16 protein-coding genes are annotated in these 16,732 nt (G+C 62.0%); all 16 read left to right on the top strand.

All coding sequences use genetic code 11. The features are described from left to right. Window positions 1-13: 13 nt before the first annotated feature. The 16 genes from flhA to AC07OP_RS14990 all read left to right on the top strand — a co-directional run bounded on the left by flhA (window position 14) and on the right by AC07OP_RS14990 (window position 16,727). Entirely contained in the window at window positions 14-2,128 is a 2,115-nt protein-coding gene (flhA, locus tag AC07OP_RS15065; protein WP_373682386.1) for a flagellar biosynthesis protein FlhA, read from the top strand. A gap of 12 nt (window positions 2,129-2,140) precedes the next feature. Beyond that, a complete protein-coding gene (flhF, locus tag AC07OP_RS15060; RefSeq protein ID WP_495100714.1) occupies window positions 2,141-3,457 on the top strand; it encodes a flagellar biosynthesis GTPase FlhF in 1,317 nt (438 codons plus the stop codon). A gap of 105 nt (window positions 3,458-3,562) precedes the next feature. Beyond that, window positions 3,563-4,396, top strand: coding sequence for a flagellar synthesis regulator FleN (fleN, locus tag AC07OP_RS15055; protein WP_003192912.1), 834 nt, complete (start codon window positions 3,563-3,565; stop codon window positions 4,394-4,396). After that, window positions 4,393-5,133, top strand: a complete 741-nt coding sequence (gene fliA / locus AC07OP_RS15050; protein WP_015885174.1) for an RNA polymerase sigma factor FliA — start codon at window positions 4,393-4,395, stop codon at window positions 5,131-5,133. Before fleN ends, fliA begins: the two co-directional genes overlap by 4 nt. A 170-nt stretch (window positions 5,134-5,303) precedes the next feature. Next, window positions 5,304-5,678, top strand: a complete 375-nt coding sequence (locus AC07OP_RS15045) for a chemotaxis response regulator CheY (RefSeq protein WP_160385018.1) — start codon at window positions 5,304-5,306, stop codon at window positions 5,676-5,678. Between the two features lie 18 nt (window positions 5,679-5,696). Continuing rightward, the gene (locus AC07OP_RS15040) at window positions 5,697-6,485 is read left to right on the top strand and encodes a protein phosphatase CheZ (protein WP_027603869.1); all 789 of its coding nucleotides are present in this window, start codon (window positions 5,697-5,699) and stop codon (window positions 6,483-6,485) included. A gap of 11 nt (window positions 6,486-6,496) precedes the next feature. Further along, complete coding sequence (locus AC07OP_RS15035; RefSeq protein ID WP_495100715.1) at window positions 6,497-8,713, top strand: chemotaxis protein CheA; 2,217 nt, start codon at window positions 6,497-6,499, stop codon at window positions 8,711-8,713. A gap of 49 nt (window positions 8,714-8,762) precedes the next feature. Then, window positions 8,763-9,896, top strand: coding sequence for a protein-glutamate methylesterase/protein-glutamine glutaminase (locus AC07OP_RS15030; RefSeq protein WP_065940550.1), 1,134 nt, complete (start codon window positions 8,763-8,765; stop codon window positions 9,894-9,896). Then, the gene (locus AC07OP_RS15025; protein ID WP_027603872.1) at window positions 9,896-10,636 is read left to right on the top strand and encodes a flagellar motor protein; all 741 of its coding nucleotides are present in this window, start codon (window positions 9,896-9,898) and stop codon (window positions 10,634-10,636) included. Before AC07OP_RS15030 ends, AC07OP_RS15025 begins: the two co-directional genes overlap by 1 nt. A 142-nt stretch (window positions 10,637-10,778) precedes the next feature. Further along, the gene (gene motD, locus AC07OP_RS15020) at window positions 10,779-11,666 is read left to right on the top strand and encodes a flagellar motor protein MotD (protein ID WP_115486766.1); all 888 of its coding nucleotides are present in this window, start codon (window positions 10,779-10,781) and stop codon (window positions 11,664-11,666) included. Between the two features lie 51 nt (window positions 11,667-11,717). Beyond that, the gene (locus tag AC07OP_RS15015) at window positions 11,718-12,506 is read left to right on the top strand and encodes a ParA family protein (RefSeq protein WP_065924144.1); all 789 of its coding nucleotides are present in this window, start codon (window positions 11,718-11,720) and stop codon (window positions 12,504-12,506) included. A 2-nt stretch (window positions 12,507-12,508) separates the two neighbouring features. After that, the gene (locus AC07OP_RS15010) at window positions 12,509-13,303 is read left to right on the top strand and encodes a CheW domain-containing protein (protein ID WP_330215001.1); all 795 of its coding nucleotides are present in this window, start codon (window positions 12,509-12,511) and stop codon (window positions 13,301-13,303) included. A gap of 81 nt (window positions 13,304-13,384) precedes the next feature. After that, the gene (locus tag AC07OP_RS15005) at window positions 13,385-13,867 is read left to right on the top strand and encodes a chemotaxis protein CheW (protein WP_005790025.1); all 483 of its coding nucleotides are present in this window, start codon (window positions 13,385-13,387) and stop codon (window positions 13,865-13,867) included. Beyond that, window positions 13,868-14,260 (top strand): DUF2802 domain-containing protein, encoded by a 393-nt coding sequence (locus AC07OP_RS15000; protein ID WP_092355175.1) that lies wholly within the window; start codon window positions 13,868-13,870, stop codon window positions 14,258-14,260. 188 nt (window positions 14,261-14,448) lie between these two features. Further along, window positions 14,449-16,194, top strand: a complete 1,746-nt coding sequence (locus AC07OP_RS14995) for a ShlB/FhaC/HecB family hemolysin secretion/activation protein (protein ID WP_495100716.1) — start codon at window positions 14,449-14,451, stop codon at window positions 16,192-16,194. An 11-nt stretch (window positions 16,195-16,205) separates the two neighbouring features. Next, complete coding sequence (locus AC07OP_RS14990; RefSeq protein WP_065940548.1) at window positions 16,206-16,727, top strand: toxin-activating lysine-acyltransferase; 522 nt, start codon at window positions 16,206-16,208, stop codon at window positions 16,725-16,727. The last annotated feature ends 5 nt before the right edge of the window (window positions 16,728-16,732 follow it).

Raw genomic sequence — 16,732 nt, 5'->3', positions numbered from 1 at the left:
GGATCGCTCTCAAATGTTCAGCACGGCCCGTGGCACCCTGACTGACCTCTCGCGGGGCAATCTGGGTGTGCCGTTGTTGCTGCTGGTCATGCTGGCAATGATGATGTTGCCGATGCCGCCGTTCCTGCTGGACGTGTTCTTCACCTTCAACATCGCCCTGTCCGTCGTCGTGCTGCTGGTGTGCGTCTACGCCTTGCGGCCGCTGGATTTCGCGGTGTTCCCGACGATCCTGCTGGTGGCAACCCTGTTGCGCCTGGCGCTGAACGTGGCGTCCACCCGTGTGGTCATGCTCCACGGCCAGGACGGTCACGCCGCTGCCGGTAAGGTGATCCAGGCCTTCGGTGAGGTGGTGATCGGCGGTAACTACGTGGTCGGTATCGTGGTGTTCGCGATCCTCATGATCATCAACTTCGTGGTGGTGACCAAGGGCGCCGGGCGGATCTCCGAGGTGAGCGCACGCTTTACCCTCGACGCCATGCCCGGCAAGCAGATGGCTATCGACGCCGACCTCAACGCCGGCCTGATCGACCAGAACCAGGCCAAGACCCGCCGCTTGGAAGTCGCCCAGGAAGCCGAGTTCTACGGTTCCATGGACGGTGCCAGTAAATTCGTGCGCGGTGACGCCATCGCCGGCCTGCTGATCCTGTTCATCAACCTGATCGGCGGCATGGCGGTCGGGATCTTCCAGCACGGCATGACCTTCGGCGATGCGGGCAAGGTGTACGCCCTGCTGACCATCGGTGACGGTTTAGTGGCGCAATTGCCATCACTGTTGTTATCTACAGCTGCCGCCATCATGGTGACCCGTGCTTCGGGCTCCGAAGACATGGGCAAGCAGATCAGCCGGCAGATGTTTGCCTCGCCCAAGGCCCTGGCCGTGGCAGCCGGCATCATGGCGATCATGGGCATCGTGCCGGGCATGCCCCATGTGTCGTTCCTGAGCATGGCGGCCATGGCGGGCGGTGGTGCCTACCTGTTCTGGAAAAAGCAGAATGCGGTCAAGGTCCAGGCCCAGCAAGAGATCGCCCGCCAGCAGGAACTGCTGCCATCCCCGGCCCGCGCCCAGGAAACCAAGGAGTTGGGCTGGGACGACGTGACCCCGATCGACATGATCGGCCTGGAAGTCGGCTACCGCTTGATTCCGCTGGTGGACCGCAACCAGGGCGGCCAGTTGCTCGCGCGGATCAAGGGCGTGCGCAAGAAGCTGTCCCAGGACCTGGGCTTCCTGATGCCTACCGTGCATATCCGCGACAACCTCGACCTGGCCCCGAGTGCCTACCGCCTGACCCTGATGGGCGTGATCCTGGCCGAAGCTGAGATCTACCCGGACCGCGAGCTGGCAATCAACCCCGGCCAGGTGTTCGGCACTCTCAACGGCATTACCGCCAAAGATCCGGCTTTTGGCCTGGAGGCGGTGTGGATCGAAATCAGCCAGCGCAGCCAGGCGCAGTCCCTAGGCTACACCGTGGTGGACGCCAGTACCGTGGTCGCCACCCACCTCAACCAGATCCTGTACAAGCACTCCCACGAGCTGATCGGCCACGAAGAAGTCCAGCAATTGATGGGTTTGCTGGGCAAGGCCTCGCCAAAACTGGCAGAAGAGCTGGTGCCGGGCGTGCTGTCGTTGTCGCAACTGCTCAAGGTGCTGCAGGCGCTGCTGGCCGAACAGGTGCCAGTACGCGACATTCGCAGCATTGCCGAGGCTATCGCCAACAATGCCGCCAAGAGTCAAGATACTGCCGCGCTGGTGGCGGCGGTGCGTGTCGGATTGTCCCGCGCCATCGTGCAAAGCATTGTAGGGCTTGACTCCGAGCTGCCTGTGATCACCTTGGAACCAAGGTTGGAACAAATATTGCTCAATAGTATTCAGAAGGCAGGACAAGGCCAGGAAGAGGGCGTTCTGCTGGAGCCAAGCATGGCTGAGAAACTGCAGCGTTCGTTGATCGACGCCGCACAGCGCCAGGAAATGCAGGGCCAACCGGTGATTCTGCTGGTGGCGGGTCCGGTCCGGGCGATGTTGTCGCGGTTTGGACGTCTGGCAGTACCGAATTTGCACGTTTTGGCTTATCAGGAAATTCCTGACAACAAGCAAGTGACTATCGTCGCGACAGTAGGGCCCAACGGCTGAGGGTAGTGGGTTATGCAAGTTAAGCGTTTTTTCGCCGCCGATATGCGTCAGGCCATGAAACTGGTCCGCGATGAGCTGGGCGCCGATGCCGCGATTATCGGTAATCGTCGTATTGCCGGCGGTGTCGAGCTGACGGCTGCCCTGGACTACACCCCCTCGGCATTGGCGCCGCGTGTGCCGAACATGGAGCTCGAAGACGAGCTGCGCAAGACCGCTTCGCGCATCGTCTCGGCCCAGGCTGAGCTGAGCATGCGTGGCGACAGCGATGCCACCACCAATCGCCAGTTGTTCGCCGGCCTGCCGCTGACCGCCGCCGAGCCGCTGGTTGAGCCAACGTTCATCGAACCGCCACGTCCTGCCGCGCCAGCCCCGGCCGCCGCAGTCGACCAGCGCGTCTTCGACTCGATGCGTTTTGAACTCAACGGTCTGCGCGAGCTGCTGGAAGTGCAACTGGGCTCGCTGGCCTGGACCCAACTGCAAGGCAGCAAACCGCACCAGGCCAACCTCTGGCGCCGCCTGCAACGCATCGGCCTGTCCGGCCCGTTGTCCCGCGACCTGCTGGCCCTGACCACCGAAATCGAAGAGCCTCGCCAGGCCTGGCGCATGTTGCTGGCCCACTTGGCGCGGATGATCGCCACCCCGGAAATCGAACCCCTGGAAGAGGGCGGTGTGATCGCCATGGTCGGCCCTGCCGGCATGGGTAAGACCACCACCCTGGCCAAGCTGGCGGCGCGCTATGTGCTCAAGTACGGCGCGAATAACATCGCGCTGGTGAGCATGGACAGCTACCGCATCGGCGCCCAGGAACAGCTCAAGACCCTGGGCCGTATCCTCAATGTGCCGGTCACCCATGTCGATCCGGGCCAGTCCCTGGCCAACGCGCTCGATCCGTTGCTGCGCAAGCGCGTGGTGCTGATCGACACCGCCGGCCTGCAGGCCAGCGATCCGGCGTTGCGCCTGCAACTGGAAAGCCTGGCGGGGCGTGGCATCAAGTCGAAAAATTACCTGGTGCTTGCAACCACCAGCCAGAAACAGGTTCTTACCGCTGCGTACCATAGCTACAAGCGTTGCGGTCTGGCCGGCTGCATCCTGACTAAACTGGATGAAACCGCCAGCCTGGGCGAAGTGTTGAGCCTGGCTATCAGCCATGAACTACCGGTTGCCTACCTGACCGACGGGCCGCGGATCCCGGATGATTTGCATCTGCCGCGCCGTCATCAGCTGGTCAGCCGCGCCGTCAGCGTGCAAATGCAAGAAGAGCCTAGCGAGGAAGCGATGGCCGATATGTTCGCCGACCTTTACCACAACCCGGCAAAACGGGTGGGTTGAGGTGCGATGAACACCGTGAAATGTACCTACATCGATGGTCTGCAAGCGATTCACGCGGCCAAGCCATGTAGCCTGCGTCTAAGCAAGACAAGGTAAAGAAATAAAATGGGCAGCATGCATCCCGTACAGGTGATCGCGGTGACCGGCGGCAAAGGTGGCGTCGGGAAAACTAACGTGTCAGTGAATTTGTCCCTGGCCCTGGCAGAGCTTGGCCGTCGCGTCATGCTGCTGGATGCTGACCTGGGGCTGGCGAACGTCGACGTTCTGCTGGGACTGACGCCCAAACATACCCTGGCCGATGTGATCGAGGGGCGCTGTGAGCTGCGCGACGTGCTGCTCCAGGGCCCTGGCGGGATCCGCATCGTGCCGGCCGCCTCCGGTACCCAGAGCATGGTGCACCTGAGCCCGGCGCAGCATGCCGGCCTGATCCAGGCATTCAGTGACATTGGCGACAACCTCGACGTGCTGGTGATCGACACCGCCGCCGGGATCGGCGAGTCCGTGGTCAGCTTTGTGCGCGCGGCGCAGGAAGTCTTGCTGGTGGTCTGCGATGAACCCACCTCGATCACCGACGCCTACGCCCTGATCAAACTGCTTAACCGTGACTACGGCATGAACCGCTTCCGCGTCCTGGCCAACATGGCCCAGAGCCCGCAGGAAGGCCGCAACCTGTTCGCCAAGTTGACCAAGGTCACGGATCGCTTTCTCGATGTCGCCTTACAATACGTCGGTGCAGTTCCCTACGACGAGTGTGTACGCAAGGCTGTGCAAAAGCAGCGTGCAGTCTACGAAGCGTTCCCTCGTTCCAAGTGCGCATTGGCGTTCAAGGCTATTGCCCAGAAGGTCGATACCTGGCCGTTGCCTGCCAACCCTCGGGGGCATCTGGAGTTTTTCGTCGAGCGATTGGTGCATCAGACGAGTGCAGGACCGGTGCTATGACAGCGAACGGCTATAACGCTTACAAGAAATCTGCCCGTGACAGCCAGGGCGAGTTGATCGAGCGCTATGCGCCACTGGTCAAGCGCATCGCCTATCACCTGCTGGCACGCCTGCCCGCCAGCGTCCAGGTCGAAGACCTGATCCAGGCGGGCATGATCGGCCTGCTCGAAGTGTCGACCAAGTACGACGCGAGCAAGGGCGCGAGCTTCGAGACGTATGCGGGTATCCGCATCCGTGGCGCGATGCTCGACGAAGTGCGCAAGGGTGACTGGGCGCCGCGTTCGGTGCACCGCAATACACGCATGGTCAGTGACGCAATTCGTGCAATTGAAGCAAAAACCGGTCGCGACGCTAAAGATCACGAAGTTGCGGCCGAACTCCAATTGAGTCTCGACGATTATTACGGGATTTTGAACGATACCTTGGGCAGCCGCCTGTTCAGTTTCGACGACCTGTTACAGGACGGCGAACACGAAGGGCTGCACGAGGACGGCGCGAGCGCGCATATGGAGCCGTCCCGTGACCTGGAAGATGAGCGTTTCCAGGGCGCGTTGGCGGACGCCATTGCCAACTTGCCGGAGCGCGAGCGGTTGGTGTTGGCGCTGTACTACGACGAAGAGCTGAACCTCAAGGAAATCGGTGAGGTCCTGGGGGTCAGCGAATCCCGTGTCAGCCAGTTGCATAGCCAGTGCGCGGCCCGCTTGCGGGGGCGTCTGGGAGAGTGGCGAGCGCGCTGACAGGCAGTGTGGGGAGCATTGCAAAGCGATACCGCGAAGGTGATAGGCCTTCGCGGGCTCGGGCCGTGGTGCCCTTGGCAGTCCTTTTTGTGTAATGCCTGTTGATTGAAATGGCGCGTCCAGGTGCTGGGCGCGTTTAAGACTGCTTGGAGGTCGAATTGGACAAGAACATGAAAATCCTCATCGTTGATGACTTCTCAACGATGCGGCGGATCATAAAAAACCTGTTGCGTGACCTTGGGTTCACAAACACGGTCGAGGCGGATGACGGTCTGACGGCGATTCCGATCCTCAACAGCGGGAGCATCGACTTTCTGGTAACGGACTGGAACATGCCGGGCATGACCGGCATCGACTTGTTGCGCCACGTGCGTGCCGACGAAAAATTGCGCAGCCTTCCCGTGTTGATGGTGACCGCCGAAGCCAAGCGTGAACAGATCATCGAAGCCGCCCAGGCCGGGGTCAACGGTTACGTGGTCAAACCATTCACTGCACAGGCCTTGAAAGAGAAGATCGAAAAGATCTTCGAACGCATCCACGGCTGATGCCATCGCGGGGGAGCTATGGAGCATAAAGAAACGTCACAGGGAGACTTTGAGTCGACCCTGAAAAAGCATGCTCACCAGTTGGTTGACAGCCTTGAAAAAGGCCAGTTCGGCGACGCGGTGCAGTTGATCCATGAGCTCAACCAGACCCGTGACCGAGGCCTGTACCAGGAAGTGGGCAAGCTCACACGCGAGCTGCACAGCGCGATCGTCAATTTCCAGATTGACCCGCACATGCCCCAGGCCGAAGAGATTTCGCAGATCACCGACGCCACCGAACGCCTGTCCTATGTGGTCAGGCTGACCGAGGCGGCGGCTAACCGCACCATGGACCTGGTGGAAAACGCCACGCCCCTGGTCAACGGCATGGCCACGGAAGCCCACGCCCTGAGCGTTGACTGGGGCCGCTTCATGCGCCGTGAAGTCGGTGCGGAAGAGTTTCGTGAGCTGGCCCGTCGGGTCGAAGGGTTCTTGTCACGCAGCGAGCAGGAAAACCGCATGGTTTCCAGCAACCTCAATGACATTCTGCTCGCCCAGGATTACCAGGACCTGACCGGTCAGGTGATCAAGCGTGTGACCCAGTTGGTCACCGAAGTGGAAAGCAACCTGCTCAAATTGGTACTCATGGCCGGCCAGGTCGACCGTTTTGCCGGCATCGAACATGACCGCGAAGCGATCCTCTCTGAAAAAGATCCACAAAAACATCTCGCCAAGGGTGAAGGTCCGCAGATTCATGCCGATAAACGTGAAGACGTTGTGTCAGGTCAGGATGACGTAGATGACCTGTTATCCAGTTTAGGCTTCTAAGGAGCACCCACATGAGCTTCGGCGCCGATGAAGAGATCCTTCAGGATTTCCTTGTAGAGGCCGGCGAAATTTTAGAGCAACTGTCCGAACAACTGGTCGAGCTGGAAAGCCGCCCGGATGATGCGAACCTGCTCAATGCAATTTTTCGCGGTTTTCATACTGTAAAAGGGGGCGCCGGCTTCCTCCAGCTCCATGAGCTGGTGGAGTGCTGCCACATCGCCGAGAACGTGTTCGACATCCTGCGCAAGGGTGAGCGTCACGTTGATTCGGAGTTGATGGACGTGATTCTCGAAGCACTGGATGCGGTCAACGGCATGTTCAGCGAAGTGCGCGAGCGTGCCCCGATCACCGCAGCCACTCCGGAACTGCTGGCCGCCCTGGCGCGCTATGCCGAGCCGGCCGACACCTCGGCAGCGCCGGTGGTCGAAGCCGTACCGGAACCAGTGGCGGAGCCTGAAGCGGATGTGACGGACAGCGAGTTCGAGCAACTGCTCAGTTCCCTCAGTGCCGTCAAGGCCGAAGCCGAAGCGCCGGCTGCGGTTGCCCCGGCTGCCGCGCCGACCAGCGAGGACATTACCGACGCTGAGTTCGAGTCCCTGCTCGATCAATTGCACGGCAAGGGCCAGTTCGCCGCCGACGCCGTGGCGCCTGCCAGTGCCGCCGCCGGTGCTGCGGATGCGCCTGCCGCTTCTGCCAGCACCGACATCACTGACGATGAATTCGAAGCGTTGCTCGACCAGTTGCATGGCAAGGGCACGTTCGCGGCCGATGCCTTGCCGGCCGTCGCCGCTACGGCTGCGGCCCCGGCAGCACCCGCTGCCGGCGCCAAGCCTGCGGACGATGGGTTGATCTCCGATCACGAATTCGAAGCACTGCTGGACGATCTGCACGGCAAGGGCAAGTTCACCGAAGTCGCCCCGGCCGCCGCTGCAGCCACGGCGGCACCGGTTGCCGCCAAAGCCGCCGCGCCCGCCGCCAAGCCTGCGCCTGCGCCGGCTGCTGCCCCGGCTCCAGCGCGTGCCGCTGCCGCACCGGTCGCGGAAAAACCGGCCAGTGAAGCCGAAACCACCGTACGGGTCGATACCGCACGGCTGGACGACATCATGAACATGGTCGGCGAGCTGGTACTGGTGCGTAACCGTCTGGTGCGCCTGGGCTTGAGCAGTGGCGATGAAGCCATGCAGAAGGCCGTGTCGAACCTCGACGTGGTCACCGCCGACCTGCAGACCGCGGTGATGAAAACGCGCATGCAGCCGATCAAGAAAGTCTTCGGTCGCTTCCCGCGCCTGGTTCGCGACCTCGCGCGCCAGCTGAAGAAAGAGATCAACCTGGAACTGGTGGGTGAAGAAACCGACCTCGACAAGAACCTTGTCGAGGCCCTGGCCGACCCGCTGGTCCACTTGGTGCGCAACGCTGTCGACCACGGTGTCGAAACCCCGGAAGAACGCGAAGCCTCGGGCAAGTCCCGTGGCGGCAAGGTGATCCTGGCGGCGGAGCAGGAAGGCGACCACATCCTGCTGTCGATCACCGATGACGGCAAGGGCATGGACCCGACCATCTTGCGCAATATCGCGGTCAAGCGTGGCGTGATGGACAAGGACGCCGCCGACCGCCTGACCGACACCGAGTGCTACAACCTGATCTTCGCCCCCGGCTTCTCGACCAAGACCGAGATTTCCGACGTGTCGGGCCGTGGCGTGGGCATGGACGTGGTGAAGACCAAGATCAGCCAGCTCAACGGCTCGATCAACATCTACTCGACCAAGGGCCAGGGCTCCAAGATCGTCATCAAGGTGCCGTTGACCCTGGCGATCATGCCGACCCTGATGGTGATGCTGGGCAACCAGGCGTTCGCCTTCCCGCTGGTCAACGTCAACGAGATCTTCCACCTCGACCTGTCGCGCACCAACGTGGTCGACGGCCAGGAAGTGGTGATCGTGCGGGACAAGGCGTTGCCCCTGTTCTACCTCAAGCGCTGGCTGGTTGCATCGGCCGCCCATGAAGAGCAGCGCGAAGGCCATGTGGTGATTCTCTCCGTGGGCACCCAGCGTATCGGCTTTGTCGTCGATCAACTGGTTGGCCAGGAAGAAGTGGTCATCAAGCCTTTGGGCAAAATGCTGCAGGGAACCCCGGGCATGTCGGGTGCGACCATCACCGGTGACGGTCGGATCGCGCTGATTCTCGATGTTCCGAGCATGCTCAAGCGTTACGCCGCTCGGCGTATTTGATTCTGGTGGGGCATAGGCGGTATTGCCCGCCCCACCTAACGGAGTGTTTATGGCAGTCAAGGTCCTGGTGGTGGACGATTCGGGTTTCTTCCGCCGCCGCGTCTCGGAAATTCTTTCCGCCGATCCAAGCATCCAGGTGGTCGGCACGGCCACCAACGGCAAAGAGGCGATTGATCAAGCCATTGCGTTGAAGCCGGACGTGATCACCATGGACTACGAGATGCCGATGATGGATGGCATCACGGCAGTCCGGCACATCATGCAACGCTGCCCGACCCCGGTATTGATGTTCTCCTCGCTGACCCACGAAGGCGCCCGAGTGACCCTCGATGCGCTGGATGCAGGTGCGGTGGACTTCCTGCCGAAGAATTTCGAAGACATCTCGCGCAACCCCGAGAAGGTCAAGCAACTGCTGTGCGAGAAAGTCCACAGTATTTCCCGCAGCAACCGCCGCAGCCTGTTCAGCGCGCCAGCCCCTGCGCCGGCACCGGTGGCTGCGCCGGCTGCCCCCACCAGTTCCTCGTTCAGTCGCCCCGCGCCAGCGCCGCTTGCACGGCCTGCCACGCCACCGGTACGAACGTCGGCACCGGCGGCTGCCCATTCGCCTGCGCCCAAGCGCAAGGCCTATAAACTGGTCGCCATCGGCACCTCCACCGGCGGCCCGGTCGCCTTGCAGCGCGTGTTGACCCAATTGCCGGCCAACTTCCCGGCGCCGATCGTGTTGATCCAGCATATGCCCGCCGCGTTCACCAAGGCCTTCGCCGAGCGCCTGGACAAGCTGTGCCGCATCAGCGTCAAGGAAGCCGAGGATGGCGACATCCTGCGTCCTGGCCTGGCGTTACTGGCCCCGGGCGGCAAGCAGATGATGGTCGACGGCCGTGGCGCGATCAAAATCCTGCCGGGCGATGAGCGCCTCAACTACAAGCCGTGCGTGGACATCACCTTCGGTTCGGCGGCCAAGTCCTACGGCGACAAAGTTCTGGCGGTGGTACTCACCGGCATGGGCGCCGACGGCCGTGAAGGCGCGCGCCTGCTCAAGCAGGGCGGCAGTGCGATCTGGGCCCAGGACGAAGCCAGCTGCGTGATCTATGGCATGCCCATGGCCATCGTCAAGGCTGACCTGGCCGACGCCGTCTACAGCCTGGACGACATCGGCAGGCATCTGGTGGAGGCCTGCCTCTGATGGATGTATTGAGCCTGATCGGCATCATCCTGGCGTTTGTCGCCATTATTGGCGGCAACTACCTCGAAGGCGGTCACCTGGGCGCCCTGGCCAACGGCCCGGCGGCGCTGATCGTGATTGGCGGCACGGTGGGCGCCGCGTTGCTGCAGTCACCGATGAGTTCGTTCAAGCGCGCGATGCAAATCCTCATCTGGATCATTTTTCCGCCGCGTGTCGACCTGGCCGGTGGCATCGATCGCGTCGTCAACTGGAGCCTCACCGCGCGCAAGGAAGGCCTGCTGGGCCTCGAAGGCGTGGCCGATGCCGAACCCGACAGCTATTCGCGCAAAGGCCTGCAATTGCTGGTGGACGGCGCCGAGCCGGAAGCGATCCGCAGCATCCTCGAGGTGGATTTCTACACCCAGGAAAGCCGCGACATCAACGCCGCCAAAGTGTTTGAAAGCATGGGCGGCTACGCGCCGACCATCGGCATCATCGGCGCGGTGATGGGCCTGATCCACGTGATGGGCAACCTGGCCGATCCGTCGCAGCTGGGCAGCGGCATTGCCGTGGCGTTCGTTGCCACCATCTACGGGGTGGCCAGTGCCAACCTGGTGCTGTTGCCGGTGGCCAGCAAGCTCAAGTCGATTGCCATGCGCCAGTCGCGCTATCGCGAGATGCTGCTCGAAGGCATCCTGTCGATTGCCGAGGGCGAGAACCCGCGCTCCATCGAATTGAAGCTCCAGGGCTTCATGGATTGATGGTCATGCACCCTGTAGGAGCGAGCTTGCTCGCGAAAATCGTCAACGATAACGCGGGCATCCTGGATGAACGCGTTGCTCTCGGGTTTTTCGCGAGCAAGCTCGCTCCTACAGTTGATTTGTTTTGCGGAGGTAATCGCCTGTGAGCCGTCGCCGTCGCGAGCCTGAAGAACACGTCAACCACGAGCGGTGGCTGGTGTCCTATGCGGACTTCATCACCTTGCTGTTCGCCTTTTTCGTGGTGATGTACTCCATCTCGTCGATCAACGAAGGCAAGTACAAAGTCATTTCCCAGGCGTTGATCGGCGTGTTCAACGACGCCGACCGTTCGCTCAAGCCGATCCCGGTTGGCGAAGAGCGGCCCAGGACCGTGACCCCGGCCAAGCCGCTGGTCAACGACAGCGACGAAACCGCTGCCGGCGTGGGCGGCACCAGTGATCCGCTGAAAAGCATCGCCGACGACATCAGTGCCGCGTTTGGCGACCTGATCAGCTCCAACCAGATGACCGTGCGCGGCAATGAGTTGTGGGTGGAGATCGAGCTCAATTCCAGCCTGCTGTTCGCCAGTGCCGATGCATTGCCCAGCGACCAGGCGTTCACCATCATCGACAAGGTGGCGGCGATCCTCAAACCGTTTGAAAACCCGATCCACGTTGAAGGCTTTACCGACAATGTGCCGATCAGTACCGCGCAGTACCCGACCAACTGGGAGCTGTCATCGGCCCGTGCCGCAAGCATCGTGCGCATGCTCGCGATGCAGGGCGTGAACCCTGGACGCCTGGCGTCGGTGGGGTATGGCGAGTTCCAGCCGGTGGCCAATAACGCCACGCTCGAAGGCCGCGCACGCAACCGTCGGGTGGTGCTGGTGGTGTCCCGAAACCTGGAGGTGCGCCGTAGCCTGACCGGCACCGGTACCGCCAATGCAACACCGGATGCGGCCTTGAAGCGCGCTGGCACACAAACTGCACCGGCCCCTGCAAAGCCGCCGGTTCAGCAGAGTGCCGTCAATTCTCCGTCGCCGGCTCAATAACCTTATGCAATGTCTCGGTCGCGCGTGTGCCCACCGGGAGGAACCATCCGAATGAGAGTCTGGGCAGTTGCCAATCAAAAAGGTGGAGTCGGCAAGACCACCACCTCCATCGCTTTAGCCGGCTTGCTGGCCGAGGCGGGCAAGCGTGTGGTCGTGGTTGACCTCGACCCCCACGGCTCGATGACCAGCTATTTCGGCTACGACCCGGATGCGCTGGAGCACAGCAACTACGACCTGTTCCTGCACAAAGGCAACGTACCGGCCGACCTGCCCGGGCAATTGCTGCTGCCTACCAGTAACGAAAGCATTTCCCTGCTGCCGTCGAGTACCGCGCTGGCGACCCTGGAGCGCCAGTCGCCGGGGCAGAGCGGCCTGGGCCTGGTGATCGCCAAGACCCTGGCGCAACTGTGGCAGGACTTCGACTACGCGATCATCGACAGCCCGCCGTTGCTCGGCGTGCTGATGGTCAACGCTTTGGCGGCCAGCCAGCAACTGGTGATCCCGGTGCAGACCGAGCACCTGGCGGTCAAGGGCCTGGAGCGCATGGTCAGCACCCTGGCGATGATCAACCGTTCGCGCAAACAGGCGTTGCCGTACAGCATCGTGCCCACCCTGTTCGACCGCCGCACCCAGGCGTCACTGGGCACCTTGCGCGTCCTGCGCGATGCCTACCCGGAGACTATCTGGAACGGCTACATCCCGGTGGACACTCGCCTGCGTGATGCCAGCCGTGCCGGGCTCACACCGTCGCAGTTCGACGGCAAAAGCCGCGGTGTGCTGGCCTACCGGGCGTTGCTCAAGCACCTGCTGTCCCAGCAGCTTGTGGCACAGGTGGCCTGATGATGAACCGTCCCGTCGAACTCAAGGTCAAGACCCGCCCGCAACTGGCACTGGAATCCTACCTGGATGCCTTGCTGCAGGACGCGACCGCAGAAGAATTGCCGGAACCGATCCTGGTGCTGGAGCCGGCGGTCGAAGTGCCGTCCTCGAGCAGCCTGGACGAGTTCCAGTTGGCTGTATTGGAAGAGCAGGCCCGCGATGCACTCGTCGTCCCGGTCAGCGTCCCGGTGGTCGCGCCCGTCGTGCCTGTGGTGGTCGAGCCGGTCGTGGAAGTGCACCTGCCACCGAGCATCACGCCACCGCCGGTGAGCGGCGATGATCGGCCGGCCTGGGCGGCCGAGCCATTTGAATGTCTGCTGTTCGACGTCGCCGGGTTGACCCTGGCGGTGCCGTTGGTGTGCCTGGGCTCGATCTACTCGTTGGAAGGCCAGGAATTGACGCCATTGTTCGGGCAGCCGGAATGGTTCCTGGGCATCCTGCCGAGCCAGGCCGGTAACCTCAAGGTGCTGGACACCGCGCGCTGGGTGATGCCCGACCGCTACCGCGATGACTTCCGCCAAGGCTTGCAATACGTGATCTCGGTGCAGGGCTACGAATGGGGGCTGGCAGTGCACCAAGTCAGCCGCTCGCTGCGCCTGGACCCGAATGAAATCAAATGGCGCAGCCATCGGGGCCAGCGGCCCTGGCTGGCAGGCACCGTGATCGAACACATGTGCGCGTTGCTGGACGTTGCCGAACTGGCCGAGTTGATCGCCAGCGGTGCCGTTAAAGCAATGCCGGTGAACAAACGCAGTTGATGGGACAACAAGGGTCGCACGAGTGTGCGACCAAAAGAAGTACACACGCCGCCTACATCGGCATTTGAAGGGGTCAGAGATATGAACAAGTCAGCGTCCGCACAAGGTTTGGATGATCCGATCCTGCAATGGGTTACCTTCAAACTGGACAACGAAACCTACGGTATTAACGTGATGCGCGTGCAGGAAGTGCTGCGCTACACCGAGATCGCTCCGGTTCCCGGTGCGCCAAGCTATGTGCTGGGCATCATCAACCTGCGCGGCAACGTGGTGACGGTGATCGACACCCGCCAGCGTTTTGGCCTGGACACGGTCGAAGTCAGCGACAACACACGTATCGTCATCATCGAGGCCGACAAGCAAGTGGTCGGGATCATGGTCGACAGCGTCGCGGAAGTGGTCTATCTGCGCCAATCGGAAGTGGAAACCGCGCCGAACGTGGGCAACGAGGAGTCGGCCAAGTTCATCCAGGGCGTGTGCAACAAGAACAACGAACTGTTGATTCTGGTTGAACTGGACAAAATGATGAGCGAAGAAGAATGGTCGGAACTGGAGAGCATCTGATTGTTCCTTGAGGTCGCGGTGATTGTCCTGGCCCTGTTGTGGGCCGGGACCCTGGGTTTTCTGCTGCGCTACATACGCCAGCAGCGCGAGTTGGCGATGCAGCAGGCCGAGCGCGATGCGGTGCGTGATCGACGGGTGCTGGAGCTGGTCAAGCGGGTCGATCACTTCCAGCAGAGTGCGGTGAGGGTCGGGGACGAGGTGCATGAACTGCGCGCCATTCTCGCGCCGTTGCCGGACAAGCTGGCGCAGATCGAGCAGCGCGACCCTTCCAGCCTGTCATTTGCCCAGGCGGCGAAGCTGGTGGGCATGGGCGCTACCGTGGATGAACTGACCCAGTCGTGTGGCTTGACCCAGGCTGAGGCGCAGTTGATGAGTAAATTACACAAAAGCTGATTGCGCTGTGTAAACCCTGAAAAACCTCTGTATGCCTTGAGCTAGAGCCTTCAGGCTTGAGGCTCAAGGGTGTCGGCTGTGGCCGATTGTGTCGAATGTGTCACATTGCCATGCTCTTCCATGGCACTTTTACGTCTTTGTGATGACCAACCTGCGCATGTAGGAAGTTTCATTCACAAGGATGCGAAATGCCTGTCGACGCTCTCTCTCGAACAAAACCCTCTGTTTTGCTGCAATCTTGCGTCGCCGCCTGCTCCTTTGTTGGTTTCTTTACCAGTGTTGCGGTGCTGGCGGCTGAGCCCCAGGCGCCTGCGCAACAATTGCTGTTGCAGCAACAACGTGAGCGCGCCCAGCGCGAGCAGTTGGAGCCGTCTCCCGACGTACGCCTGCAAGCGCCACAAGACAACGCCGGTGGCCTGCGTTTGCCGCGTAATGAAACGCCCTGCTTCAAGATCGACCGCGTGGTGCTCACTGGCGACCAGTCCGAGGATTTCCAGTGGGCCCTGCGTGCGGCCAACCCGGCCGATGATCCTGTGCAAGGACGTTGCGTCGGTGCCGGCGGCATCAACCTGACGATGAAGCGCATCCAGAACGCGATTATCGCCAAGGGCTTCATCACCACCCGCGTACTCGCCCAAGCCCAGGACCTGAACCAAGGTACCCTGTCGCTGGTGCTGGTGCCGGGCCGGATCAAGCACATCCGTTTTGCCGAAGGCACCTCCGCACGCGCCCACTATTGGAACGCCATGCCTGCGTCCGCCGGCGACGTGCTCAACCTGCGCGATATCGAACAGGCGCTGGAGAACTTCAAGCGCGTGCCCACCGCCGAAGCGGATGTGCAGATCACCCCGGCCGAGGGCAACGACGCGCAGCCTGGAGAAAGCGACGTGGTCATCGCCTGGAAGCAGGCCATACCGGTGCGGGTCAGCTTGTCGGTGGACGACTCCGGCAGCAAGCAGACCGGCAAGTACCAGGGTAACGTCGCCTTGTCACTGGACAACCTCGCCACCCTCAACGACCTGTTCTACATCAGCTTCAACCACGACTTGGGTGGCGGCCAGAGTGGCGACCGCGGTTCCAAGGGCCACACCGTGCATTACTCGGTGCCCTACGACTATTGGCAGCTGAGCCTGACCTCCAGCGAGTACGACTACCACCAGACGATTGCCGGGGTTAACCAAGCGTATTCCTACAGTGGCCGCAGCCGCACCAACGAAATCCAGCTGTCGCGGGTGATCTATCGCGATGCGATGCGCAAGACCACCGTGTCTGTCGGCGGCTGGAGCCGCACCTCCAACAACTATATCGAAGACACCGAAATTGAACTGCAGCGCCGGCGCATGGCGGGCTGGATGGCCGGGATCAACCACCGTGAGTTCATCGGTGCCAGCACCCTCGACCTCGGCGTCGGCTATCGCCGGGGCACCGGTGCCCGTGACGCGTTGCGCGCGCCCGAGGAAGAGAACGGCGAAGGCACCTCGCGCTCGCAGGTGATTTCCGCCAACGCGCAACTGCAACTGCCGTTCACCCTGGGCGAGCAGCGGCTGCGCTACATCGCCGGCTGGCGCGGACAGTGGAACCGCACGCCGCTGATCCCGCAGGATCGTTTTTCGATTGGCGGGCGCTACACCGTGCGTGGCTTCGACGGCGAGCAGATCCTGTCCGCCGAGCGCGGCTGGACGTTCAGCAACGACCTGGGCCTGAGCCTGGCCAATACCGGTCAGGAGCTGTACCTGGGCGTGGACTACGGCGAAGTCGGCGGCCACTCCACCCAGTACCTCTCGGGGCGACGCCTGGCCGGTGCGGTGGTGGGCCTGCGCGGCGGCTATAAGCAGTTTTCCTACGACCTCTACACCGGCAAACCCCTGGAAAAACCCAAGGGGTTCCAGACCGCCGACGTGACCAGTGGCTTCAGCGCCAACTGGTCATTTTGAAGGAGACCACCATGCGCTACGACACCCTGCACGTGCTGGCCCCCGAACGGGCCGACAGCCCCATCGACGAAGCCCAGGTGCTGGGCTCGGCGGTCTGGTTGTGGATGCACTCCACTGCACACCGGGATGCGCCGTTGCACAGCCTGTCGACCCTGTTGCTGCCCGCCATCAAGCAGCGCCAGTTCATTTTGATCAGCGAAGACGGGCGCCCGGTGTTTTTCCTGTCGTGGTTGAACCTCAGTGCCGAGGCCGAAGCGCGTTACTTGCGCGAGCCGGCGGTGTGCCTGCCGCCGGAGGACTGGAACAGCGGCGAACGCACCTGGGTCAACGACTGGGTCGCGCCGTTTGGTCACACCCCGCGTGTCATGAGCTTGTTACGTCGGCGCCTGTGGCCCAATCGCATCTGCCGTTCGCTGTACCACCGAGGCGATGAGCGCGGTTTACGCGTCATGAATTTCCAGGGGATCGCCGTCCTGGATCTGGAGGCGAAAGCCTGGTTTGCCACTCACCCGTTACCCAGCGACGCGCTCTGATCAGC

The organism is Pseudomonas sp. GW821-FHT09D08 (assembly GCF_059416305.1).
The sequence above is the reverse complement of the archived record's forward strand: the minus strand, read 5'-3'. Positions and strand labels throughout refer to the sequence as shown.

Bases quoted from the DNA above. Each gene is read 5' to 3' on its own strand.
- AC07OP_RS15005 (WP_005790025.1), top strand. From the start codon at position 13,385: ATGAACAAGTCAGCGTCCGCACAAGGTTTGGATGATCCGATCCTGCAA.
- AC07OP_RS15010 (WP_330215001.1), top strand. From the start codon at position 12,509: ATGAACCGTCCCGTCGAACTCAAGGTCAAGACCCGCCCGCAACTGGCA.
- AC07OP_RS15045 (WP_160385018.1), top strand. From the start codon at position 5,304: ATGAAAATCCTCATCGTTGATGACTTCTCAACGATGCGGCGGATCATA.
- AC07OP_RS14995 (WP_495100716.1), top strand. From the start codon at position 14,449: ATGCCTGTCGACGCTCTCTCTCGAACAAAACCCTCTGTTTTGCTGCAA.
- AC07OP_RS15025 (WP_027603872.1), top strand. From the start codon at position 9,896: ATGGATGTATTGAGCCTGATCGGCATCATCCTGGCGTTTGTCGCCATT.
- flhF (WP_495100714.1), top strand. From the start codon at position 2,141: ATGCAAGTTAAGCGTTTTTTCGCCGCCGATATGCGTCAGGCCATGAAA.
- AC07OP_RS15035 (WP_495100715.1), top strand. From the start codon at position 6,497: ATGAGCTTCGGCGCCGATGAAGAGATCCTTCAGGATTTCCTTGTAGAG.
- AC07OP_RS14990 (WP_065940548.1), top strand. From the start codon at position 16,206: ATGCGCTACGACACCCTGCACGTGCTGGCCCCCGAACGGGCCGACAGC.
- AC07OP_RS15040 (WP_027603869.1), top strand. From the start codon at position 5,697: ATGGAGCATAAAGAAACGTCACAGGGAGACTTTGAGTCGACCCTGAAA.
- AC07OP_RS15015 (WP_065924144.1), top strand. From the start codon at position 11,718: ATGAGAGTCTGGGCAGTTGCCAATCAAAAAGGTGGAGTCGGCAAGACC.
- fliA (WP_015885174.1), top strand. From the start codon at position 4,393: ATGACAGCGAACGGCTATAACGCTTACAAGAAATCTGCCCGTGACAGC.
- AC07OP_RS15030 (WP_065940550.1), top strand. From the start codon at position 8,763: ATGGCAGTCAAGGTCCTGGTGGTGGACGATTCGGGTTTCTTCCGCCGC.
- flhA (WP_373682386.1), top strand. From the start codon at position 14: ATGTTCAGCACGGCCCGTGGCACCCTGACTGACCTCTCGCGGGGCAAT.
- fleN (WP_003192912.1), top strand. From the start codon at position 3,563: ATGGGCAGCATGCATCCCGTACAGGTGATCGCGGTGACCGGCGGCAAA.